Raw genomic sequence first — 23,463 nt, forward strand, 5'->3', positions numbered from 1 at the left:
TATTTAACTTATAATGTTATGTATTTTTTCGATTGAAACACTTACCCTTAGGATAAGCAGGGAGGTTGTAAATCGATGTCTGATTTAAAAAAACTGATCGGTGAAAAAATTCGTAGCATACGTAATAAAAAAAATCTGACCTTACTTCAATTAAGCCAAATAACAGGGCAACAAACCTCATATTTAACCGAAGTTGAACTTGGAAAAAGAAATCTATCCATTGATTCATTGGAAAAAATCATGGACGCTCTTAACATAAAGCCAGGAAATCTTTTAGATTTTCGAGAAATCGATCCAGATTCTCAGGAATTTGAGACCAGAACTGTCCTTGAGGTCCACTATCAATTTCTATTAGGGAAGAAGAGCGAAGATGTAAAGATGATCCATAAGGTAACAACGGAGATTTTCAAATCAATAGATGCCGCAGCGAGGTCTGAATAGCCATTTTTTATCGCCATTAACACAAAAAGAGCGTTTTCTTTTTTACACGGGATTTCGCTCTTGTATTTTCTTTAACTGTACCTGCCAATAATCGCTTCAATAATTTGTAAGTTTTAAGAGCTGACAGTATCCCTATGCAACGCTTAGCCATGTTTTAATTTGGTCTAATGTTGCCTCACTTTTGGCTTGGTTGTAAATATATTCAATCATGTCGTGCTTTTTCTGGATACGGTAGTGATGTAACCCATCGTTTAAACTTCCTTGGCTGTCATACTGGTAATATAACGTAGAAAACATGAGCAGGGTCAAGTAACGATCAATCGCCTGAGTAGATCGAACCTGGTAACGATCCATGGCCGGTTGTACTTTCGCAGTTCGAAAATACGTTTCAATGTCCCAACGTTTGCTGTAATAGCATAGAATCTCTTCATTGCTCAGTGAAATATCCGTGCTCAGAAAGGCCTTCATCAGCTTAGATTCAAAGCCATCTCCCTCTTTCCAACATAGGAGCAGGGCGGCATTTTCCAAGAGATTGAGCTTCCCTTCATAGCGATATACTCGGTAAGCGGAGGAGCCGATCGTTCTCCAGACCTTCAGCTCCTTTAAAATACCCAATTGGACAACCAACCAGCCTAGGTTATAACCAGGTTTCTGAAAATCCCGATCTCAAAAGTAAAAAAAGCGCTTGAAAACCCAAACGCTAGGTGTTATTCATGATAAAATGGCGGCGAAATCCCTTTAAGCACTTAGTTCCAGAAATACTGCATCCGCGTATACCCGACATCCCATGCTTTCATGTCGCCCTTAATCGTGATCTTCAGCTCATCCCCCGGCTCAAGCGGAATCTTGAATAGCGAAGGGAACAGATCAGGATGAGTACGCTGAAGTTCTCCAGAATTGCTCATGATCTCCCTGTCATCCCGAGTAACACTGATACTACCGGAATAATCCGTTGGTTCGGGGCATCCGTAATCGAAGGAGAAAATCGTCTGTCCCTCAGACTTGTACGTGAACGTTCTGGAATCTCCGCCTTCAGCGCCATATAGGTTATAGCGGAGCGGTATCTTCTGTCCGTTGATTTGAATACTGTCCGGTTTGTCTCCGGTGGATGAATTGCCCGAGTTGTCCGTCCATTCAGTGATCGCCACAAACGGACCCTCTACTTTAGTTGTTATTTTGTCTACCGCCGCCCCTAATCCCCATAAAGCTATAAAAAGAACCATACCCGATATAGCCGTTGCCACCAGATTGCGCCCGAGGCTCCGGTAACGGAAACCAAGCTTGTACGCCCCAAAACCGAGGGCTGCTCCCATCGAATTCTGAAGAGCGTCGTTGATATCGAAGCTGCCCAGGAATGTAAGGGCCTGGATCGTTTCCAGCACAAGAATCGCGATGAAGAATAAGATGATGAACCGGACAAAGCTGACCCGGTATAGCCATGGAATCAATATACCGAAAGGAATAAACGCAATAGTGTTCCCGAAAGCCACCATACTCATTAGGTTGGGATGCAGGAGATCAGCTGGAGACGGCAAACTAATAAAGTTCTCCGGCATGAAAATAAAGGTGTAGCTGGAAATTTGCTCCGAAGCCTCTCCTCTGCCGAAAGCGAAGAACATAAAATAAAGTACAATAATGGTATAGACAATAGTTGCGGTTAGTAAAATTTTGCGTTGTTTGACCATGCTTAACTCCTCCACTCTATTTTTCCACTTGTCACTATAACCTACTTACCTGTTTCATGAACCCCCCCACCCCTTAGCTTGATTAACTTTACTTGCCCAAATTCAGTTCTATGAAATGTAAAAAGAGACTCCCTTGACTCTCTGCGTAAAATAGAAATAACACCAATCACTCCACGCAGAGGAGAAGATGATTTGTCTCATACGTTTATCACAACAAAATCATTGGAACAATCGGTCGGAACAATGGAAACTTCCGCTCCCCTGCATGATACACGCCGCTCATGCTTACTTGATGCATTGACCGGTGATCCGACTTATAGACGTCCGCATTACACATAAGAGCTAAGCATCGCAGGACATGTAGATTCCAAGGCAATATCTTCACCCAGCGATTGGTTTCTGAAGTATTTGGCGAGTCATGAATGTGATAGGTCAGTCTTCCGCAAATCATGTTCCAGATTTATTGTGTTATTCGCTTTTGCTTCATCCAGCAGGGCGGCCATTAGCTTCTAGTATTCTTGGTAAGTCTGACCGACCTCTCGGCTTACTTTCAGCAAATTTTGAAGCAAGAAACGCCGGAATCCCCGGTTGTTCTTCATTTCACCGAATTACACTTTCCACCTCGATCATGCGCCGGACAGAAAGTTCACGACCTTCCTCGCTCTGGAGTTTTTCGCGTGCTTTAGCCTTTTAGCCAAGATAAGTCATTTCTCACTTTAATCTCGCGATTCCCTTGCGCTTTGCTGCAACGCTCCTTAAGTGGGCAACCTTCGAGTCTGCACATCGGTAGTAACGCACTTGTATTCCATACACGCTTTCATTTTATTGTATGCTCTCGCTCAGAAATGAAGCGCGCATGGGCTTGATGGCGGTAGGCGGCTCATTCAGATTACAAAGGTGCAAGGGAGTGGGGTATGGGTGGAGGAGTTTACGTCCGCCCTTTGAACGTCGTGTTGTACTCTTCTAACCTTTTCCAAGAACACAACGTTCAAGAGCGGCCAGAACTCGTTCCCCCTCCCGACAAATGTCCCTAGTCATTTATGACTTTGAGACAGCCCCTTAAAATTAGAGTAGTAACCCGTAGTGCTTGATTTTACAACTTTTCCTCAAGATGGTTCAGTTGTGACCGTTATTCCAACACCTCCACATTCGCATAAGGAGATTTTGATGACTCTAACAGGGGCTGCGACACCCCTTTCAGATGCATGTCGAAAAACGCGGTAATGTAATCGCGTTGTGCCGCAAGCGCCTGTTCCGGCTCGACGATTCCAACACTCCCCTGGACGACTTGAGGAGAAAGGCTCAGCTTACTGCTTATTTGCGGCAGCAGATATTGTTGATCGGTGAACGTATAATGCGCCCCGTTCGGTATCGCTACATCTAGTTTCCACCCGCTCGACTCGTTCCAGAACGATGCCCTATCCTCCGCCGTGAGATGGGAATCCACCTCTCCCTCGTCGGTAAAACCAGCATTCATTAGTAAAAACGGGCGGTCAAGTCCATGCTGAGCAACCGGAAGCAGGTGGTTGGGTAAATAGCCCATCGAGCCATCCATATCGATACCGGCGCCGATTCGCTCATCTTCATACATCGCTTGGGCAGCCGTTGCGCCGCCAGCAGAATGACCAAAAATGCCGATTCTAGATAAGTCCAGTGCAAGGTCCAACCCTTCAGGCAGCTCACGTTTCGCATGATCGGGATTTTGCCCTTCCTTGAGCGCCTCCAGTCGATCCAGTACAAACCGGACATCATCAACCCTGACGCTCATCATTTTCAGTACCGTATTCGGCCCGAAATCGGGCAATTGCTCGGTCTCTATTCTCCCGTCGGGAAACTCTACGACCATTGTCTCATATGTGTGGTCAATGGTCACAACGACATAGCCAGTACTGGCCAATTCCTGAACGTTAATCGTACCTAGACTTCTCGGAACAGATCCGCCCGGAGAATAAATGATGACAGGCCAGCCCTTCTCTCCGTGCTCTGCGGGTGCGTTCAGCGAAGCATGAACGCCGATGTTGGATAGATCGATTCGGCCGGGCTCTACTCCGATTGTCGGCATGACGGTTTCGTCGTAAAATGCAGCTGCGTTTGGCGGCATATATTTGGCTTTCTGGCCAACCTCCCGGGTGGCCGGGTACCAGATGCTGATCATAAGCTCCCGCTTTCGATCCTTTACCCAAGGATCGGCTCGGTCGATATCTGTCAAGTGGAGCTCCGTCACGCCCACTGGCATCTCGCCAGTCGGCTCAGGTAACGTGATGTGAATCCGTTCACCGGTATGCGGTTCGTCGTATTGTACTGGCGGTTCCGCCAAGATGAACAGGCTAACGGCCGCAACCATTACGGCTGCTGAGGCGAACATGGCGAACCTAACCTTACGAGCAGACTCCCCGTTGATAAACTTTATGATAGAATTTACTGTGATCATGTAATATGTCATATAGATCACCATAAACAATCCAACGCAAACCAATATTGGAAGCAGGAGATTTATACCACCCATTCCTCCGAAGAGCTTCCGCAGCCAGTTAAAGATAATCAAATAATGACCGAGGCCGACCAACAGCGGCAACAAGAAGATCAGTGCGTTCTGTTTCAGGATCGTAGCGGCGATTTCCTTGTGGCTCACGCCGATTTTTTTCAATATCTCATAGCGAGAACGATCGTTCGTCGCCTCCGTCAACTGTTTAAAGTATAGGATACTGCCCGTTGCGAGAAGGAACATCACACCCAAAAACCCTAGAATGAAAACATTGAAAGCTGCATTCTCGATGCCGAGGCGATACACGGAATAATAGGTCGACAGCTTCATTTCTGATGTCTGTATAGCTGCAAGCGCATCAGCGGTCGCCTTCGTATTCTTCTGGTCCTGAACGATGTAACCAACATATTGCTCGGTAGGAACTTGCGCTTCCAGCATGCGAAATGTATCGTCCGCAACGACGACCATAATATCCGGATAATGCCAATTGAGAACACGTTCAATCGTCATGCCTGCAAATGCTAAATTAACGTTCCCATTAGGCAAATCCAGGGTGATGGTTTCTCCTGCATAATCCGCCCATTCGTAATCGGTATACATGGGGCGAATCGCGATCACTTGATCTGATTCGTTCAGCGTTAACCGGTCAAGACTCAGTGCCTCCGCTACGCGATTATATTCGCTGGCCGATATCACTTTCACCGGATGCTCGGCTGCCTTGCGCTCACGATCAGACAAGATTTCGTCACTTGACGCTTCGCCGCTCAGATGGATGACCGGAATCGACATCTTGGCTTTCACGGGATGTGCATTGTCGCCACGTATGATCTCCTCGATCTTTTGATCGACTTCGTCATCCTGCGCTATATGCATGTAACTGAAAGGTGCCGTTACACGTGCCGTGTGCTCGTAAGCGTAGTAAGTGCTGAAACCGAAACTGAAGGCGCATAATGCGATAGCGGACAAGATGGAAATGACGCTTAGCGTACGTGCATTCCCTTTCATTCGGTACACCAGGTTGGAAATCATGATTAGGTTCATGCCCTTGTAATAATGGGACTTCCGCCTCTTGGCGTATTTCAGCAGGTAAATAACGAGCGATGAAAAAAGCAAGAAAGTTCCTGCGATGATGCCGACGGTCATGACGCCCAGGTTCGTAAAGATCTGTTCATTATTTTCAAAATTCCGAAGTCCAAATCCGTAGCCGACGATGAGCAACGCGACCGCGGCGGCAGCGGGAACGATCGACGCCCTCGGTTCCTGCTCCCCTTCCTGCTCTGCGCGGAACAATTCGATAAGCTTGAATCGATAGACCAATCGATAAGCTTGTATAGAAGTTATTGTAATTAGTATAAGAAATATAACCACAGTGGTAAGCACCGCAGGAAGGGAGAACGTGATTCCGACATCGACAGCTACTCCCAATAAGCGCATTAAAATCATGGCAAACAGCTTCGACAATAGCGTACCGGCCACAATGCCGAGAACCAGGACGCCGGCTCCAATTATCATATTTTCATAGAACAGCATCCGGCCGATTGTTTTTTTTGGAAAACCTAATAAAGCATATAGCCCGGCTTCTTTTTTTCGTTTGTGGGTAAAAAATTGGCCAGAGTACATCATAAAGACGGATACAAACAATACCAGGATGATTGATCCAACCATGAACACAGATTGCATGCTATCTGAAGATTCGACAGCCTCGACTACCTGCGTACTATATTGTAGTGAAGCAAAGACATAAAATATGGCGACGCTTGCGAACATGGAAAATAAATATATGAAATAGTTGCGAAGATTACCTTTTATATTTTTCTTGGCCAACTCAAATAACGTCATCCGTACGCCCTCCAAGCACCGTCAACACATCCAGTATCTTTTTAAAGAATGCTTGTCGCGGTGTCGTTCCTTTGACGATCTCGGCAAAAATGACACCGTCTTTTAGAAAGAGAACTCGACTGCAGTAGCTTGCCGCTAATGCATCATGAGTCACCATCAGAATGGTCGCATGCTCTTGTTCGTTCAGTTCATTTAGCGCCTCTAGCAGGCTGGCCGCAGCTCTAGAATCCAGCGCTCCCGTCGGTTCGTCGGCCAGAATCAGTCGCGGACGCGTCACAATGGCACGGCAGGCAGCAGTTCGCTGTTTCTGACCTCCGGAGATTTGGTAAGGGTATTTTTCTAGAATATGCTTGATGTTAAATCGTTCCGCAATGGCAGACACTCTGTTCTCCAATTCGTCGACCGATATACCGGACAACGCGAGGGGGAGCAGAATGTTTTCCTTGACCGTCAACGTATCCAGCAAATTATAGTCTTGAAAAATGAATCCTAGCTTGGATCGCCGAAAAGCCGATAACTGCGCCTCGTTCATTTGAAGAACGTTTTCCCCGTCGATCACGATGCTGCCGGAGGTCGGTTCATCGATGGTGGCGGCCATATGAAGCAGTGTTGTCTTCCCGGAGCCCGATGGCCCCATAATGCCGACAAATTCTCCTTCGCCTATGCACATATCGATCCCGTGAAGCACCGGCACGACGTTCCCTTTATTCCCATAACTTTTCGTTAACGCTTTTATTTCAATAACCGTTTCCACTGTATCTTTCCTCCCTGCTTTCCCTTTTTCAATTTCCATCGTACCATGCCGGTGACTAGTTATCCTTACGCTGAACTTACGTTTTTCTACTGGCGAGCTTACATTTTTGTCACGGTACTAGTTGCAGTAGTGTTAGCCGAATTAAGATATAATAGGATTAAGGATATGGAGGCGTATGGAATGAAGATGAAGATAATGATCGTAGAAGACGACCCGACTATTCGGGGGTTAATCGGCGAGACCGTCGGGAAGTGGGGATACGAATCCGTATTGTGTGACGAGTTCAACAGGATTCAAGACATGTTCCTTCAGACCGAACCGCACCTCGTGTTAATGGATATTAATTTACCCATATTCGATGGATATTATTGGTGCAGCCGAATTCGGGAATTGTCTAACGTGCCGATTATTTTTCTCTCCTCACGGGATTCGCCGATGGATATGGTTATGGCGATGAATATGGGCGGTGACGATTATATCCAGAAGCCGTTCTACGACGAAGTACTTATCGCTAAGATTAAAGCATTGTTGCGTAGAACTTACTCTTATGCCGAAACGCCAGTCAACATAATCGAGCACGAAGGCGTCCTGCTGAACCTAGGTGATCGGAAGCTTACTTCCGGCGATCGATCGATTGAACTGACAAAGAACGAATTCGTCATCGTACGGCTATTGTTGCAGAATAAGGGCCATATCGTAAGCCGGGACAAAATCATGCGCTGCCTATGGGAGGACGAAAGTTTCGTCGACGACAATACGCTGACCGTGAACATGACCCGAATCCGAAAGAAATTGGATGAGATTGGACGTTATGGGTTCATTACGACGATCAAGGGAGAAGGTTATATAATCAAATGAGCTTTCTACATTATTTGGACGATAAACGTTATTTTCTGATCTTCTTTGCTGGAATGCTATCCTTCGTTGCTTTGATGATGTTCGTAAGCACCGAGGGAACGTATCGTGTTGGAGACATAATGTATACTCTATCCGGATGCGTGTTGTTGGCCGCGGTATACGTGGTCGGAGGCTATTTGCGCTGGAGAACCCGCAACAGGATATTACATGACCTGGTAAACAACAGATGGGACGAACTAACCGTAGCTTTGCCCGAACCTCTAACATATGAACAGCGTCAGTATACGGCACTGATCAAGAAGCTCTACAGCAATAAGCTTGAGGCCATCGGAAGGCTTCAAGACGAGAAAAAAGATTTTCATGATTTTATTGTTTCCTGGATTCATGAGGTCAAGCTGCCGATTACGGCATGTACCCTGCTGTTTAGAAATGCGTCAGGTAAGTCGGTAGAGGAGCTGATCCATGTATTCGAAGATGAATTGTTCAAAATCGACCATTATGTCGAGCAAGCCCTGTTTTACGCAAGAATTGATTCCTTTTCCAAGGATTACTTGATCGCGGAAGTCTCTCTAAACCGAATCGTGCGAAACAGTGTGAGAAAGTACGCCAAAATGTTTGTAGCCAAGCGAGTTCATTTTACAATGTGGGAAAAAGAGGAATGGGTGCATACCGATGCGAAGTGGCTCGGATATATCGTAGATCAGATCATGTCGAATGCCTTGAAATATGTCGGTGACAGCGGAAGAATCGTGTGCTCTTTCGAGGCTGATAACGAAGAGAAGAGGCTTTCCATAAGGGATACTGGTATTGGTATTAAAGCGGAAGATATTGGTCGTATTTTCGAGAAAGGGTTTACGGGCGCTAACGGAAGGCAATTTGCAAAATCGACAGGATTGGGGTTATATCTCGCTAACCGCATGGCCGTCAAACTCGGACACCGATTGTCCGTCCAATCGGAAGAGGGAAGCTATACGACACTTACGCTTCACTTCCCTAACTCGAACCATTTATATGAAATGTGAATTATACTTTCAACTGGCGTAACGCCTTCAGCTCGGTTAAGTATCACCAGGACGGGGGATTACCTGCCTTGGCGATTGCTGTTAGGGGTGTATCAATTACCTTGTGAGACAGGGGTTGCCAAGGAGTTATTTCTTGACCAGTATGACAATCTATCTTTCCTATAACATCTCCTTCATTTTTTCTTGGTACCCTGTATTCCTGACGGACTATTTAATTCTTTCTTCCTAACAATGACTAATCCATGATTGCTCATCCCCAAGATACTCCGCTCTCTACATGTTCTCATATGATATTTCAGCCATATCTCCTACTCGTCATCGTCCAGTCTATGAATGACCCATTAAGAGGGCGATACCATCTGTAGCAACATGGTCAATGATTTCTATTTCTTGTTCACCTAGTAACTGTTCGCTGGGCTGCTGGGAAAATGGCCGGCGAATGCCCAAAAACGGTGGAAACTTGTGAAAAAAGCCTGACTGCGACCAGGATATGCCCAAGAGGTATCGGATGAAATCAATCGTTGTATTTGACAAGGGGCAGTAATAAACCGAATTGCATCTGCTGAGGTGACTCCATTATGGCTGCATTGACACTGCGTATCTAGCCGTTAACGACCGGTAACTTTGCGGAAATGAAACGACCGGAGGTTGCCGTGAAGTTATTTGTTCGATTTATTTTGGCCAAGGCGGCGGTTCCATCAATATTTGATTGGGAATACAACAGGTTCTACGAATAGTCGCCAAAGTAGCCTTTGGCTTTAAGCAGATGACCGGTGTCCCGCAATATTTCCCCCTTTGGGTCCAGAACGACATAAGAGGTCGAGGCTTGCATCACATTCGGCTTAGCATAGAACCGTGTTTTGCCCGCGCCGGAGCCGCCGACAACCAACACGTTCAGGTTCCGGCGATGCTTGCGGCCATCCAGACCGATTTTGACCCGCTGCGTCAAAATTTTGTTTTGTTCCGTCCGTCTGTCTCGATACTTGGCATTGACGGTTTTCGCTCGGCCCCAGCGGGCGCTGCCGTGCTCTTCCCGCCGACGATAATTCCGTGGTGTCGCCAAATAAACCCCAGCGCAAAGCCCATAGATCAGCGCAAAAATCAACAAGCAGCGGGGCGTATCGTCCACCCACTCTATGTTAAGCGGCTGGCGCATCGCCGTGCTGAGATGGACCAACATACTCGGCAATCCTTCTGACCATGCGGGAGCAAGCAACAGTGCCAACCAGATGACGGGAATAAAAAAAGCCGCAAAGAGTATCAAATTACTCCTTGCGGCTTCATCGCGTTTCATAATGCCTCCAGCGCTTTTTATTTAGAAGTGGGGCATCAATCATTTTTAACAATAAATCATCCACGGCATCCGTCGGTCGTTTCTCACCGATTAAGTCATTTCGTAACGCATTCAGCGCATGGACGACTATCCCGTGCTCATAATGATTCAAAGACAAGATTCGTTCCTGTTTTTTCATAGCACTCCCTCCAGACAAAACTTAGCGAACCGGATCGTATCGTTTAGGCTGGCGCTGTTGTGACAGGTTCCGGTTCATTCTCTGGGATGTTTGTTGAAAAGCTTCCTTCATGAGCGTCAACTCGGCACGAACTTGCTGCGGTTCCAACCCGTTCCACTTCTCCGGCGCTCGATCAAAGCGGAAGGTGTCGGTTGCAACACCAAATTGCCTGCACAACATATAAGAAGCGGAGTAGGCAACAAACTCGTTATCTGAGCGGTTGTACCGTCCATCGCCACGATCCAGTTCAGCATGTGTCAGTTCTTGGGCAAGCGCTCGAAAAATATCGCCGGCCTCAAGCCCGCGACGAATGGTAATGTTTTTTGTATCTGGCTGATAGAACGCGTGCTTTACCGATGGCAACGCATCACCAATGCCAATCGGAACAGGGGCGAGGTCAATTAACGCTTTAATACGGGCGCGATCATCCGGGAATGCCGGTTCTTCCCGTTTCAACGCGGCGGTCGTTTGCGCAATATCAAACATCTTTTTCGGATTGTAGCTGATACCGGTGCTGCCATCCTGCTTTTGATAGGTTTCGCCCGGTTCCAGAATGTAAAACCCTGTTTCCTTTCGACGAATGAATACCCCTTGTTCCTTCCATGTGTCAAAATCGGCAATGCGAGTCGCGTTTGGCCGCTGCGCCAGAATCAGCAACGCATTGGCCACGCTATAGCGGTCAAAGCGGCTCTGGACATCCAAATATTGCTGGAACGCCTCACCGTTCTGCATCACCGACAAGGTGGTGGCATCAATCGTATCATATGTCCATTGCCGCAGCTCCTGTTTCTTTTGCACCCATGCTTCTTTATCGAAGGATGGTTCGGTTGTACGGAAAGAAGAGGAAGCCGCAGCATCCTGTCGGAATAAATCATCCAGTTCGCTCATTTGGCTTTCCCTCGCTTTCGTCCTTTTGCTTTGTTGGCTTGTTGTTTATCGGCGGCTATCCGCTCCTTTCGAGACGGCAACGGTTCCGCTTGTTCCCGCGGCTGTCTGTCTTTCTCCCATATCCTTTGCTGCCGGTTCTCTTCGCGTATTTCCCGCAATAATTGACGGACGGACACTCGCTCCGGCTCTTGACGAGAAGGTGGATCAGTATCCCTTGCGGTAACCTCGTTGCGCTCGAAGGTATTCTCGGACGGATGGGACGTTTCCGCCGGTTCCTTCTCCGCTGTTGAATGGTCGTCCTCCGATGGAGTCGGCTCCGGCAGTTCGGACTTTCCCATCAATTCATCCAACAAGTCGTCCGTATTCCTTTCTTCTGCGATTTCCTTCGACAGCTCTTGTTCCTGAACTTGCTCGTGACCTGGTTCATGTCCTTGTTCCACAGCAGGAGCTTCGGACATTCCATTGGATTTTTCAATTTCACTCTTAATTTTGGCGGTATCCACAGTGGCCAAGTGGAAACGCTCCACGATCCGATTGATTTTGGACGCATCCTCCGCCCGGACCATCACATCGCACATCCCGTCCACGTTCTTTTTGTCGCGCAAAGCACAGTACAACACGCCATACCGCTTGGCTTCCTTGCAGAAGGTTGCCAGGTCTTCGTTCTTGACCGCAAATACCTTTAATTCTTTCCCACTGCGCAGCAAACTCTCCAACCGGATGCTGCCCTTTGTTCGTTTTTGTCCTTGCAAGGCCGCAAACAAATATACCGCCAAATGCTTAGCGCCTTCGCCGGAAATCTTGGCTATGACTTCGATGCTTTTCAAGCTCATGTTGACAACCTGATTGGCGGCTTCCGTTTCGGTACTCATCGAAAATTTCCTCCTTTCGATCCTGTGCGCCACTTCTGTTTAACGTCTCTCGTAATTCTCCTGATCGCTCCAAAATGCCTTGAACCAGCTTCACCTCCTTTCGAAGCGAGGCAAGCCGTTTAGAACAAACAGCAATTTGCGTTTTGTATTGTTCTCGCTGGCCAGCATCCTTGCAGCGGCGAATTCGGTTGTACAACGACTTGCGCTTCTGGTGCAGAGATTGGATCTGTTCCTCCAACCTGTCACGGAAAGCGAGAAGCTCCTCTTGATGGGTGAGGCGATACTTGCATAGCAGCTTGGTTTGCTCCATCAATACCGACAAGTGTCTCAAATCCTCCCGAAGTCTAAAGGATGGCTTTTTGACAGGCTTTCGTTTTCCAGGAAGCACACCCATTTCAAACAAGTAGCGGATATATAAAGCTTGCAAGCCGCGCAATTTGCGACCAGACCGAACATGGCTCTTACACATGGCACGTCGTCTGCGGACATGGGATGGCCTTTCCCGTTCAGGTATTCGGTTTCGCAATATTCGCTGCTTGATCGCTTCCTCGGTATAGCCATCGCCTAGACTGCGCAAACGGACAAAGCGTGTCTTTCCAGGCGGCCGTATCGCCATATGTTTAACCGCCGTTTTTAGCTCATAACCTTGCTTTTGTAAATGGGCAAAAAACTGTGTCATCGTCATGGAAGATGCAATAGCCTGATCGATGTCCTGCCGGATTAGCCCTCTCCATGTTGGCTTTCGCTCACGTTCCGCTTTCCATTCTCCATAATGCTTGGCTTTGCTCGGTTCGGGATGCTCAATCACCGATAGCGCATGTTCCTGGCAAAGCCGGTCGGATGTCTGTCTCAGCAGGGCATAGGAAGCTTTGTTGTCGTAATACCGTTTCCCATCCACAAAGGAAACCGAGTTTAACACAAAGTGATTGTGCACATGCTGTTTATCCAAATGGGTCGATACGACGACTTCAAAGCGCTCCCCCCACAACTTCTGTGCCAGTTTAACACCGATGGTATGGGCGATTTGCGGCGTTGTCTCCCCCGGCGCAAACGCTTGATAGGCGTGAAAGGCCAAAATGCCGTCCGTCTTAAAAAACTGCCGCTTCGTCCGCTGCATCTGCTCATAAGCCGTTGACGGATCGCAGTTGACACCGCTGACATATAGTTGCTTCTCCGTCTTGGCATCCGCCTGTGTATATGCGAGTACCTGCTCCAAACCTCCGCCTTCGCTACGTTCTGCTGTCTTGTCGGGATTTGCGGCGTAATCCAGCACCCGCTTTAGCCTGTCGGTCACACCCCAGATTGCGGTCGTTGCCACGCGAAATTCCCCCCTACGGCGGATGCACATTTGGATTCACTGGTGGCCTTCGTTCCGGTTCGGTTACAGCCTGTTGAATCTGCTGGACTGCGCGGCGCAAGCGGTCGGCTTCCACCTGAAATGCAGCCCGTTCCAGATGTCCAGTCGTATGGGCCTTCACAGTGAGTTGATTCAGGTTATTCCCAATAGCGTTCAGTTCACGCATCATCGCGTAATATTCCAGCGGCGGTAGCGGTTTGGGAATATACCCATTGATCAATGCCCGAATGTACGCTTCCCGAGAAAGTCCCGTTTTTTTCACTTCTCTCATTAGTCGCTTATGTTCGCTTTCGTCTAAGCGAACCAGAAAAGAGATTGGTCGTTTCCTCATTTGCATCACCCCTTTCCGAACATGAGCTTCCGACAGAAAATTTCAACGCTGCGGATCAAATCGAGCATCAAACAATTGCATCGTGCGAACGGGGTCTTAGGGGCTGTGCCACTAACAAGCGAATTTGGATATCCAAATTCAGTGCTTGCTACAACACGAGACAGTCGTCTCGCGTTGCCTTCAAGGCACCTGCCGGGAAAAAGAGGGGGCCCCAAAAAACACAAAAAAGACGCCGATCCGCTCAGCGCCTTCCTTCGAACTTTTTTGTTATCTCACCAACCAGCGATAATCCTGACGGCAGTCTACAATGTAATCGACATACACGATTTCATCCTGAATTTGATATAACACCAGATACCATTTTTCCACGAACATCTTGTGATACTTGTTTGACGGGATAAATTCCGCTTCCAGAAAAGGATAGCGCTCCGGCATTCGCGCCAAGGAACGTATCGCTTGCAGTAATTCGTTTTTCGTTTTTCGCGCCGCATCCGGACTTTTCTCCGCAAGAAATCGCACATGAGTCGCCAGCATTTGGCGGGCGCGATCGGAGACGATGATCTTATAACGGGGCATCTTTTCCATGCTGCACCTCGTCAATAATGCCCTCCAGGTAAGCGTCCAGTTCATCCGGCGTCACGCCAACACGGCCCGCCAAACGATCTTCTTGCACAGCGAGCAGTTCTTCACGCAGCTTTAACATCTTCTCGCGACGGGAAAACGTATCAATGTCCATTACGACAAGATCGCCTTCACCGTTCTTGGTCAGATAAACCGGTTCCCCGGATGTTTTGCATAGATCGGCGATTTCATTATAGTTTTGCCGGATACTGGCGGAAGGTTTGATAATCATCTTGGTCACTCCTTGCATAGCTGTATATTGATTTTATTATACCTATTACATGCTATACAATCAATGCGGCTGCACTTATCCCCATCTATTCACATCTTATCCACATGCTGTGAAAATTTTCCGTAGCCCAGAAAGAAAAGACGCCAACCGTTCAGCGTCTACCGCTATCGGGATGGTTCACCGCGTCTTCTTCGGAATTCCATCAAATCGTTGTTTACATCCTTTCCGAACTTAGGCGGCTCATCGGATATGAGAAGGGCGGGGGAGAGGAGCCTCTGTATCGTGGCTGCCGCCAATCGCCCCGGCTCATCATTGTCCAGGTGCAGGACAAGTCGATTCACCTGGGGAAAGCACTGCAAGTAATGCGTTAGGGCAGACGGGGGAGTAGAGTCCTCCCCATTTGTCCTGGGCCTGTATATTCCGGCCAGCGACAGCTTATGCGCCTGCCGCCAATCCCGGCCAGCGAGATGTTCCAGCGTACAGTAGGATAAGAGATCAATAGCGCTCTCAAACAGATGCAGTTCCGTACAGTTTCCCGAGGCCGGAATGGAAAACGAATACCGCTTGTCGCTGCCAGCGGCTTCCCCCATATAACGAGTGCTTGTCGTACCGCGTATCGCCGCATAGCGCGGCGTTCCTTGCTGGTCGAAACCGACGAATACCGCGTTGTGATAGCGGCGGCTTTCATACAAACGCCCCGTTTCGAGACAGTAGTCGATCAACGTGCGATGGATACCACGTTTGCTGAGATAGGCCATGACGCGATGCGATGTACGATTCGGTTCAGGAAGTTCAAACCGCGCTGGAGATGAGCGTTGTTGCAAAGATTGCGAAAATGCAGGTGCGCTGCCTGGATGAACGCCTTCCATTTGCAGCACCGCATCGGGAAAAGACATGCCCCGCACTTTGATCAAATAGTCCAGCGCCGAGCGCCCGCCGATCCCCCTTGACCACCAGTACCATTTACCGTTGGAAATTTTCAAGCTGTCGTGTGTCCGGGTGGTGTAGACATTGCGGGAGCATCGGACCAGTTCTGCCGGCTCGTACATTTGCAAATATGTGAGCAGGTCCAGTCTTTTGGCACGTTCGATCTGTTCCTTGTTTACATAGCTCATTGCCGCAGCTCCTTTTGGAAATCCAGGCAGCGTCCGATGGGGTTATGGTTCATCGTGCCTTCCCCCTCTTTTTGGGGTACGTATAAGCTCTGCCTTCCTTCAACTTCGTAACGCCTTTCTTGTTCATGAATGCGTCTAAATCGCCTTCATGAACTTGACTGGTCACCCCGTTTGAGTCGCGGATGTAATCATACGTGTCGCCAAATCCGTTTTTCTCTTTGGATATCAACTCCAACGATGGCACGGTTTCTCCCTCCTTGATCAAGCTGGTTCCGTAACCAAAAGGCGGCAAAATCGGACAAAAGCATCCGCCGCTTGGGCTGGCATACAACATGTTCATTCCTCCGGAAACGAGAAAAGGACCCCAAAACCGGAGTCCCATTCGTCATGAAATTGATAATTTTAACAAGTGAGCGATCTTCGACCTGTGAAATGCTCGCACCGATACCATGTTCTTCTCCGTAATGGTCAGCATGAAGTTCCCTTTCAGGGGGAGGAACGACGGTGTCAGGCCGTTATCGCCCACGGCCCACCACTCGCCGTTCGGGCGCTTCCGGTTCTTCGTCCGGAACGCTGTCCACGGCTTCATTCTCCCGCTTATCCATATTAAGCAGGGCATTCAGTTCCGCGAGTCGCGCCGATTTCGTTAGCAGCTCCTGTTCTTTCTCGAAAGGAGCTTCGACTTGTTCCTTCGCTGTTTCCATCTGCTGGAGCAGCGTGGAGAGTTGCTGGCGGCTATGTTCCAGTTTGGCTGGCAAATCCGCCAACATATTGTTCAACCGGGTGATGTTGCCGCCTGCATCCATCCCTAGCGAGATGGTATGGTCCAATGCGCCGCGCAGGGTCGCCTTGTATTCTTTATGGAAGCTGTCAAAGGATAACCATAGGGAAAAACCGAGATAACTGCCCGCCTCCTGCGGCTCGGATGAAGTCATTCCCTTGCACGCCTCCAGCAAGGCCGCGCCTGCTGCCGCTCTCTCCGTGTAGGTAAAATCCTTAATGACCATACCTGGGAACTTGGATTCATCCGTTCCCTCCGGCACAGCCGATTTGGAACGCAGATATAGAGCGACATCCTGTTCATATCCGGCAATTCGATCTTCTGTAGATTTGACTTGTTGCGGCAATACTTTCAGCAACCGATCCTCCAATGCGTAGCGTTGGCTCAAGTGATTAGCCTTGAGCAGCTTAAGCTTGGAAACCTGGATATCCAGGTCCATCTTCTCTTTGATATACGGATTACCGGTTGCCAGCGCCTTGACTTCGGCATAAGAAAGGGCTGCTTCATCGATATCCTCGGCAGAACGTACCGGCGATTTACTGGTCATGATTTGCGAGATAAAGCGCTGTTTATTCTCCAGCGTCTGATACAAATAAGCGTCGAACGTGTTCTCCGTCACATACCGAAAAATGTGTACCTCGCTATTCTCATTGCCTTGCCGGATAATGCGTCCGCTTCGCTGCTCCAGGTCGCGCGGGCGCCAAGGGCAATCGAGATCATGAAGCGCAATCAGCTTCGTTTGCACATTGGTGCCCGCCCCCATTTTAAATGTCGATCCGAGCAGTATACGAATCTGGCCAGTCCGCACCTTGGCGAACAGTTCCTTTTTCTTCACCTCGGTGTTGGCATCGTGAATGTACGCAATCTCCTCGGTAGGCACCCCTTTCTCTGTCAGCTTGCGTCGCAGTTCGTCATACACATTGAACGTTCCGTCTTGCTTTGGGATGGATAGATCGCAAAACACCAGTTGGGCTAGCCGCTTTTCCTCGTGTTCCTTCCATAGCCGAAACACATTGTCCGCACAAACGCTCACTTTACTGCCTTCGTCATCGGGCAACATCGGATTGGCCAGCCGTTGATCCAGTGCCAGCTTACGCCCATCATTCGTAATCTTGAGCATATTGTCTTCGTGCGGCTCTACTTCCTTGGCTCGCACCCGCTCAGCACGGTGGGCGAGATCCGCGACCATTTCCCGCTGGAAGTCGCTTGGCGGCACGGCAACATTGTGGAAATGGGCTTTCGGTACGGGAAGCTGGAGCATGTCCGCCGTCTGGATGTCAGCCACTTCCTTGAACATATTCATCAGTTCCGGCAAATTGTAAAAACGGGCAAACCGGGTTTTCGCCCGATAGCCCGTTCCTTCCGGTGCCAGTTCAATCGCCGTGACCGTCTCGCCAAACGTCGAAGCCCAGGAATCAAAATGTTGCAATCCTTGCTTTCGCAGCCGCTCATATTGCAAGTAGCGCTGCATCGTATACATTTCCGTAATGGAATTGGAGATCGGCGTACCCGTCGCAAAGATGATACCCCGGCCTCCGGTCAGTTCGTCCAGATAGCGGCATTTGGCAAACATGTCCGACGACTTCTGCGCTTCGGTTTGCGACAGTCCGGCCACATTGCGCATTTTCGTGTAAAGAAACAGGTTTTTGAACGAATCGGCCTCGTCCACGAATAGCCGATCCACTCCCAGCTCCTCGAAGGTGACCACATCATCCTTGCGGCTGGTATCGTTCAGCTTTGCCAGCTTGGTTTGCAGCGTCTTCCTCGTCTTCTCCAGTTGCTTGATCGCGTACCGTTCGCCCTTGGCCTCCTTCAGCTCGCGAATGCCGCTTGTGATCTCGTAAATTTGTTCCTCCAGTTGTTGACGTTGGCGCTCCATCGATATGGGAATTTTCTCAAACTGCGAATGTCCGATGATGATCGCGTCATAGTCGCCGGTGGCAATCCGCGCGCAAAACTTCTTCCGGTTCTTTGTTTCAAAGTCCTTCTTGGTCGCTACCAGAATATTGGCCGATGGATAGAGCTGCAAAAACTCCGCTGCCCACTGCTCCGTCAAATGATTAGGAACAACGAACATGCTTTTGCTGCATAAGCCAAGATGCTTGCTTTCCATGGCCGCAGCGGTCATGGTAAACGTTTTGCCTGCGCCTACACAATGAGCAAAAAGGGAATTGCCTCCATACAGCGCCCGGGCAACCGCATTGACTTGATGTTGGCGCAGCCGGATTTCCGGATTCATTCCCGTAAACCGAATATGACTGCCATCGTACTCGCGCGGGCGGATCGCATTGAAACGATCATTGTACAAACGCGTTAATCGTTCCCGCCTCTGCGGGTCTTTCCAAATCCAATCGCGGAACGCTTCTTTCAGCATCTCCTGCTTTTGTTGGGCAATTGCGGTCTCTTGCTTGTTCAAAACGCGCTTTTCCACGCCATTCTCCAGCACGGTATCGAAAGTATGGTTTTAATGTAGCCGCGATTCGCTTGCTCAAACAATTGGAGCTAGAAGGCCGCCAGGCAACTGCGGATGAACAGGTCGTTCTCGCCCGCTATGTCGGATGGGGCGGAATCCCACAAGTATTTGACGAAGCGAACGCGCAATGGACGGCCGAATATGCCGAACTGCAATCGTTGCTGGAACCGGATGAGTATGCGTCCGCTCGCGCATCAACGCTGAACGCTCACTATACGTCTCCAGTTGTCATTAAAGCAATCTATGGTTGCCTGGAAAGGATGGGCTTTCGCAACGGCAATATTTTAGAGCCGTCCTGCGGGATCGGCAATTTCTTCGGGTTAGTTCCGGAGTCGTTTCAAGACTCGCAGCTATTTGGTGTAGAGCTGGACAGCATCACAGGTCGCATCGCCAAGCAGCTTTACCCGCAGGCAACGATTGCGATCAGCGGGTATGAGGAAACCGCTTTGCCGGACAGTTTTTTTGATTTGGCCATAGGGAATGTTCCTTTCGGCGGGTATGGTGTGGCGGATACACGCTATGACAAGCACAAGTTTCTCATTCACGATTATTTCTTTGCGAAAACATTGGACAAAGTGCGTCCGGGCGGCATTATTGCCTTTATTACGTCCAAAGGAACGATGGATAAACAGAACCCGGCTGTCCGCAAGTATATTGCGGAACGGGCAGAATTGCTGGGCGCGGTTCGTTTGCCGAACAACGCTTTTCAGTCCAACGCCGGAACGGAAGTGACGGCGGATATTTTGTTTCTGCAGAAGCGCGACCGAATGGTGACTGTCACCGAACAAAGTGTGGAATGGATTGGCTTGGCAGAGACAGCCGAAGGCGTGCCGATTAATGCATACTTTGCTACGCATCCTGACATGGTGCTTGGGACGATGGCGTTTGATGACCGGATGTATGGCAATAGACAGGAGACCTTGGCTCCGCCATGCCCTAACTGGTCATCGGTGATACGGTAATTCACCGCAGTCGTTTGCGGTGCAACAGACCGTACATCCTCGACAGCGGAAGGAGCAGAGGGTGCTTCCTCATTATGCGCCTCATCCGATACTTGTTCGGTTAACTGAAGGGATGCCGAGGCAGACTTCGGCTCATCTCCATCCGAAAGCTCCGGCTCTATTTCTTTTCCGGCATGTTCCTCCGCTTCGGTTTCCACTCCTTGTTCATCAGTTAGCAGATGATCATTAAGCGGATTTTCACACAGGATGCGTTCAAAATCTCGGCGTTCCAGTTCCTTGGTAAAAAGCGGAAAATGAACATCCCGCAACATCACGTTACCGTTTTCCACCAGCAAAATCTCATATTCGTCCGCGCCAAAAAAGACCGTATCGCCGGGCGAATAGGCATAACGCGCCTGCTTCCGCTCCATCGTCTCCGACTGCTGTGAGGAGGACGGCTGTTCTTGTTCCAACCGTTCGCGAGCAGACGCTTCTTCGGCCATCTGCCTGCGGCGCTCCTCCTGTTGCTCGGCAAATGCAGGAAGTCGTTCCGTTTCCAAACGATTCAGATAACGTCCCGCCGCCAGCAACTCGCCGATCCGCTTCTGTACCTTCATCCAAGGCAACACCAGCTTTTGCTCTTGATCCGTCATTGAACGTCGGGTCAACGTGATGCCTTTGCTATCATGGTGCTCATAAATATCCGTGCCGATCAGTACAGGGGCGCGCCCGCCCGTGCCATATTCCCGTTTCAAAAATTCGGCGTTTTCTTTCTCCGATAACGATTGCTGAAAATGGAGAGCAATGCGATATTTACTGTTGGCAAAGCCGCTTCCTTGTTGGAGAATCGCATCGATCACCGCCTGCGGCCAGACAAAAGCGGAGGCTGTATCCGCCTCCGCCTGTTCCATAAATAAGGTTTGCTGCTGAACCGATGGCTCCGTCTTTCGTGCCGGGTCAAATTCGTTAAGTACTATCATACTGTTGATATGGCCGACGATCACTTCCCAATCATAAAAACTTTGTGCGGTTGGTTCGGTTGCCGGACCCGTCCAAAGATGGAGCACATTGCGATACGGTTCATACCCGATGAGAAGGTCTTCGTCCAGCGTAAGCTCGGACTGACCCGGCGCAAACAGGCTACGCACATACAACGCCCGCTCCCCTTCATTTTCATGTGCGGCGAAGAAAGCCTCGATTTCCGACTTGCTTTTCAGTAAAGGAGCGGTGCGCAGTAGATCGTTGATGGCATGATGGTCATGAAAAAACGGAAGACTCCGATCTTCCGTTTTTCGATCATACCATTTTAGTTGTAAATCAGTTCCGTCAGAATGGTCTCCTCCACCTGTTGCTTCAGGCTGTTCATGTAACCCGTCCAGCCCAGCGGATCGCTCGCTTTGTCCGGGGCCGGGTGCAGACGGAGCAGTTCGTTCATCGTCTGTTCGAGCTGCGTCCGCGCCGACCGGTCGATTTCCGTCAGATGCTGGTGCAGTTCGCCCGAGAGCAGCAGGCTGGCGTATGTGCCTTTCTTCTCGGTTTTCAGGTAGTTTTTGCGCAACATCCATACTTGCCGATCAGTTGATGATCCTCGGTCAGTGTCAGGTCGGGCAGCAGATAGTCCCCTTGACGGGTGTAAGTCACTTCCATGTTCATCCGTCCTTTCTGGCAATCGTTTAGCTTCATTTTGTGTCAAGGCCGTTTCTCTTGCAACGGTGCGAACGTCTCTAGCCTGTGAAGTCTGACGTTCTACACGCCGCTGCACCCGTATCGTCGATTCGATTTCCCGCAGCATCATCTCCGCGATATCGCTGATCGCTGCTCCAAGCTGCGAAAGAGCGGGCAGTGTATTGAAATTCCCGATGCCTGAAAGGTCCTCCCGTCCAATATAGTGAGAGGCGTTCATACCACAGCGGGTTAGTGCCATATAGGCAACGGAATGATACGCAATCTGACGGAATAGCACTTCCACAGGTTGGCGTTCCAGTTCTTCAAGCAGACTGCCCTCAAGCTCTCGAACAAGCAAATCCACATAATCCGAACTGTTGTCATCCACCGCGTTCCGGGCTGCGCTCAGCAGCGCATTCGGCCATGCCGCATCCGGTTCCTGCTCGCCAAACGCATTGTTCAACGTTTCCGTAACGACCGCTATATCGCCCGGCTCCATGCGCCAAAGCGAGACCGGTCGAGGATCTCGGCTTTGCGTGTCCGAGATATCAAACACATGCCGTAACCCAAAATGGTTGCCCCGGTCTTCGATAAGTGCAATACCTTTCGCCCCGCGTTTGACCCAACGGTTGAGCCGCTTGTTCCAGACGTCGATGGATGCGCAAGCTGTAGCATCGGGCCGCTGTGCATAGATTAATAACTGATCTTGAAACGGATACTTGTAGTTCCACGCCGCTGTCGATAAAAAATCCGCCCAACGGTCGGGATGTTCCACAACCGTGCGGGCGGCATGAACGGACAAATCAACGATATGCTGTATTTTCGAGGTCAACGGTACCTTTCTCCTTTCATAAGATCGTAATCTGATTGGCCAGTTGAATCCCCTCCTCCGAATAGCGGGTCATGATCCGAATCAAGCCCTTACTCTGCAAACGGTGCAAGTTTCGACATACCGTCGAAGGAGAAAAACCTACATCGATTGCCATTTTTGTACTGGACAGGTAGACCAACTTGTGTCGCCCGCCCGTACTATCCAGCAAATAGCCGTACAACAGCTTTGCAGCTGGCGGGACGGCTGCTCCCGCGATCAGCTTGTAGCGTGCTAGATCATTCATTGTACGTCCTCCTTCACAAGGTTTACCGCGCCGTTCTGGTTTTGCTGAACAGATCGTCCAAGCAAGTGATTCTTGCGATAGCAGTAGATATAGAAGTTGTAATCGCCAAGATGGGGGACGCAGCGAATATAATAGCGATAGTGAGTGGTTTGTAAACAGAAACCACAAACATCGGAATGCCATGCGCCGGGGATACGTGCTTCCGGGTGCCGTCTGCAATAGGCTCGCATCTCATTCAAATTGAGCAAAATTCCTTGCCATTGCAAATGTTGCACAAGTGCCGCCAATTCCTCGCGAAAGGCAAGCGTCCTCCGTTCCCCGGCATGATCCGACCATGGCATCCAAAACTGATCGTCATCAGTGCCGAAATCTCCTCGCAAATGACCGATATAGCTGAGTTCCTTGCTTTGAGTCGCGATCGCTGAATAGAAGTAAGGTGTCTCTTCCGATGCTAACGGTTGAAGTTCGCCAAACATC

At 49.4% G+C, this 23,463-nt stretch carries 22 protein-coding genes and 1 pseudogene; 4 read left to right on the forward strand and 19 right to left on the reverse strand.

What is annotated here, in order from left to right; translation table 11 throughout:
- Window positions 1-75: 75 nt before the first annotated feature.
- Complete coding sequence (locus BN2762_RS24910; protein ID WP_055109574.1) at window positions 76-441, forward strand: helix-turn-helix domain-containing protein; 366 nt, start codon at window positions 76-78, stop codon at window positions 439-441.
- 132 nt (window positions 442-573) lie between these two features.
- Here the strand turns inward: BN2762_RS24910 and BN2762_RS24915 are convergent, their stop codons facing one another.
- From BN2762_RS24915 to BN2762_RS24930, 5 genes and pseudogenes are all read right to left on the reverse strand, one after another.
- Window positions 574-1,056, reverse strand: a complete 483-nt coding sequence (locus BN2762_RS24915) for a hypothetical protein (RefSeq protein ID WP_095397593.1) — start codon at window positions 1,054-1,056, stop codon at window positions 574-576.
- Between the two features lie 131 nt (window positions 1,057-1,187).
- Window positions 1,188-2,126, reverse strand: coding sequence for a VanZ family protein (locus tag BN2762_RS24920; RefSeq protein WP_055109576.1), 939 nt, complete (start codon window positions 2,124-2,126; stop codon window positions 1,188-1,190).
- Window positions 2,127-2,656: 530 nt separating this feature from the next.
- A pseudogene (locus tag BN2762_RS28410) lies at window positions 2,657-2,945 on the reverse strand (transposase); the annotation flags it as partial.
- 310 nt (window positions 2,946-3,255) lie between these two features.
- Window positions 3,256-6,450 (reverse strand): FtsX-like permease family protein, encoded by a 3,195-nt coding sequence (locus BN2762_RS24925; RefSeq protein ID WP_055109578.1) that lies wholly within the window; start codon window positions 6,448-6,450, stop codon window positions 3,256-3,258.
- Entirely contained in the window at window positions 6,437-7,204 is a 768-nt protein-coding gene (locus BN2762_RS24930) for an ABC transporter ATP-binding protein (RefSeq protein ID WP_055109580.1), read from the reverse strand. The genes BN2762_RS24925 and BN2762_RS24930 overlap by 14 nt, the downstream gene beginning before the upstream one ends.
- A 186-nt stretch (window positions 7,205-7,390) precedes the next feature.
- Here BN2762_RS24930 and BN2762_RS24935 point away from each other — a divergent pair, with 186 nt between their 5' ends.
- Both BN2762_RS24935 and BN2762_RS24940 read left to right on the forward strand, forming a co-directional pair.
- A complete protein-coding gene (locus BN2762_RS24935; RefSeq protein WP_055110401.1) occupies window positions 7,391-8,062 on the forward strand; it encodes a response regulator transcription factor in 672 nt (223 codons plus the stop codon).
- On the forward strand, window positions 8,059-9,084 hold the full coding sequence (locus tag BN2762_RS24940; RefSeq protein WP_055109582.1) for a sensor histidine kinase: 1,026 nt from the start codon (window positions 8,059-8,061) through the stop codon (window positions 9,082-9,084). The genes BN2762_RS24935 and BN2762_RS24940 overlap by 4 nt, the downstream gene beginning before the upstream one ends.
- Before the next feature lie 727 nt (window positions 9,085-9,811).
- Here BN2762_RS24940 and BN2762_RS24945 read toward each other — a convergent pair.
- From BN2762_RS24945 to BN2762_RS24995, 11 genes are all read right to left on the reverse strand, one after another.
- On the reverse strand, window positions 9,812-10,378 hold the full coding sequence (locus BN2762_RS24945) for a type IV secretory system conjugative DNA transfer family protein (RefSeq protein ID WP_230202594.1): 567 nt from the start codon (window positions 10,376-10,378) through the stop codon (window positions 9,812-9,814).
- Window positions 10,365-10,556, reverse strand: coding sequence for a hypothetical protein (locus BN2762_RS24950; RefSeq protein ID WP_007130974.1), 192 nt, complete (start codon window positions 10,554-10,556; stop codon window positions 10,365-10,367). Before BN2762_RS24950 ends, BN2762_RS24945 begins: the two co-directional genes overlap by 14 nt.
- A gap of 21 nt (window positions 10,557-10,577) precedes the next feature.
- Window positions 10,578-11,483, reverse strand: a complete 906-nt coding sequence (locus BN2762_RS24955; RefSeq protein ID WP_007130975.1) for a hypothetical protein — start codon at window positions 11,481-11,483, stop codon at window positions 10,578-10,580.
- Window positions 11,480-12,355 (reverse strand): PcfB family protein, encoded by an 876-nt coding sequence (locus BN2762_RS24960; RefSeq protein WP_055109584.1) that lies wholly within the window; start codon window positions 12,353-12,355, stop codon window positions 11,480-11,482. Before BN2762_RS24960 ends, BN2762_RS24955 begins: the two co-directional genes overlap by 4 nt.
- Complete coding sequence (locus tag BN2762_RS24965) at window positions 12,264-13,673, reverse strand: relaxase/mobilization nuclease domain-containing protein (protein WP_055109586.1); 1,410 nt, start codon at window positions 13,671-13,673, stop codon at window positions 12,264-12,266. Before BN2762_RS24965 ends, BN2762_RS24960 begins: the two co-directional genes overlap by 92 nt.
- A 13-nt stretch (window positions 13,674-13,686) precedes the next feature.
- On the reverse strand, window positions 13,687-14,043 hold the full coding sequence (locus BN2762_RS24970) for a plasmid mobilization protein (protein WP_010274554.1): 357 nt from the start codon (window positions 14,041-14,043) through the stop codon (window positions 13,687-13,689).
- Window positions 14,044-14,310: 267 nt separating this feature from the next.
- Window positions 14,311-14,628 carry a type II toxin-antitoxin system RelE/ParE family toxin gene (locus BN2762_RS24975; RefSeq protein ID WP_007130979.1) on the reverse strand — a complete coding sequence of 106 codons (318 nt, stop codon included), beginning with the start codon at window positions 14,626-14,628 and terminating at the stop codon, window positions 14,311-14,313.
- The gene (locus BN2762_RS24980) at window positions 14,606-14,896 is read right to left on the reverse strand and encodes a type II toxin-antitoxin system Phd/YefM family antitoxin (protein WP_007130980.1); all 291 of its coding nucleotides are present in this window, start codon (window positions 14,894-14,896) and stop codon (window positions 14,606-14,608) included. The genes BN2762_RS24975 and BN2762_RS24980 overlap by 23 nt, the downstream gene beginning before the upstream one ends.
- Window positions 14,897-15,060: 164 nt before the next feature.
- Window positions 15,061-16,011 (reverse strand): DUF3991 domain-containing protein, encoded by a 951-nt coding sequence (locus BN2762_RS24985; protein ID WP_007130981.1) that lies wholly within the window; start codon window positions 16,009-16,011, stop codon window positions 15,061-15,063.
- A 49-nt stretch (window positions 16,012-16,060) separates the two neighbouring features.
- Window positions 16,061-16,345 (reverse strand): hypothetical protein, encoded by a 285-nt coding sequence (locus BN2762_RS24990; RefSeq protein WP_055109589.1) that lies wholly within the window; start codon window positions 16,343-16,345, stop codon window positions 16,061-16,063.
- 181 nt (window positions 16,346-16,526) lie between these two features.
- Window positions 16,527-19,223 (reverse strand): DEAD/DEAH box helicase family protein, encoded by a 2,697-nt coding sequence (locus tag BN2762_RS24995; RefSeq protein WP_230202595.1) that lies wholly within the window; start codon window positions 19,221-19,223, stop codon window positions 16,527-16,529.
- 53 nt (window positions 19,224-19,276) lie between these two features.
- Between BN2762_RS24995 and BN2762_RS26395 the strand changes: the two genes are divergently transcribed.
- Entirely contained in the window at window positions 19,277-20,227 is a 951-nt protein-coding gene (locus tag BN2762_RS26395; protein WP_230202596.1) for an N-6 DNA methylase, read from the forward strand.
- Window positions 20,228-21,512: 1,285 nt separating this feature from the next.
- Here the strand turns inward: BN2762_RS26395 and BN2762_RS25005 are convergent.
- The 3 genes from BN2762_RS25005 to BN2762_RS25015 form a co-directional block, all read right to left on the reverse strand.
- Window positions 21,513-22,370 carry a TnpV protein gene (locus tag BN2762_RS25005; RefSeq protein ID WP_222861118.1) on the reverse strand — a complete coding sequence of 286 codons (858 nt, stop codon included), beginning with the start codon at window positions 22,368-22,370 and terminating at the stop codon, window positions 21,513-21,515.
- A gap of 349 nt (window positions 22,371-22,719) precedes the next feature.
- Entirely contained in the window at window positions 22,720-22,986 is a 267-nt protein-coding gene (locus BN2762_RS25010; protein WP_055109595.1) for a helix-turn-helix domain-containing protein, read from the reverse strand.
- Window positions 22,983-23,462 carry a hypothetical protein gene (locus BN2762_RS25015; protein ID WP_055109596.1) on the reverse strand — a complete coding sequence of 160 codons (480 nt, stop codon included), beginning with the start codon at window positions 23,460-23,462 and terminating at the stop codon, window positions 22,983-22,985. The genes BN2762_RS25010 and BN2762_RS25015 overlap by 4 nt, the downstream gene beginning before the upstream one ends.
- Between the last annotated feature and the right edge of the window lies 1 nt (window position 23,463).

The organism is Paenibacillus ihumii, assembly GCF_001403875.1.
In the GTDB taxonomy this organism is placed as follows: Bacteria; Bacillota; Bacilli; order Paenibacillales; family Paenibacillaceae; genus Fontibacillus; species Fontibacillus ihumii.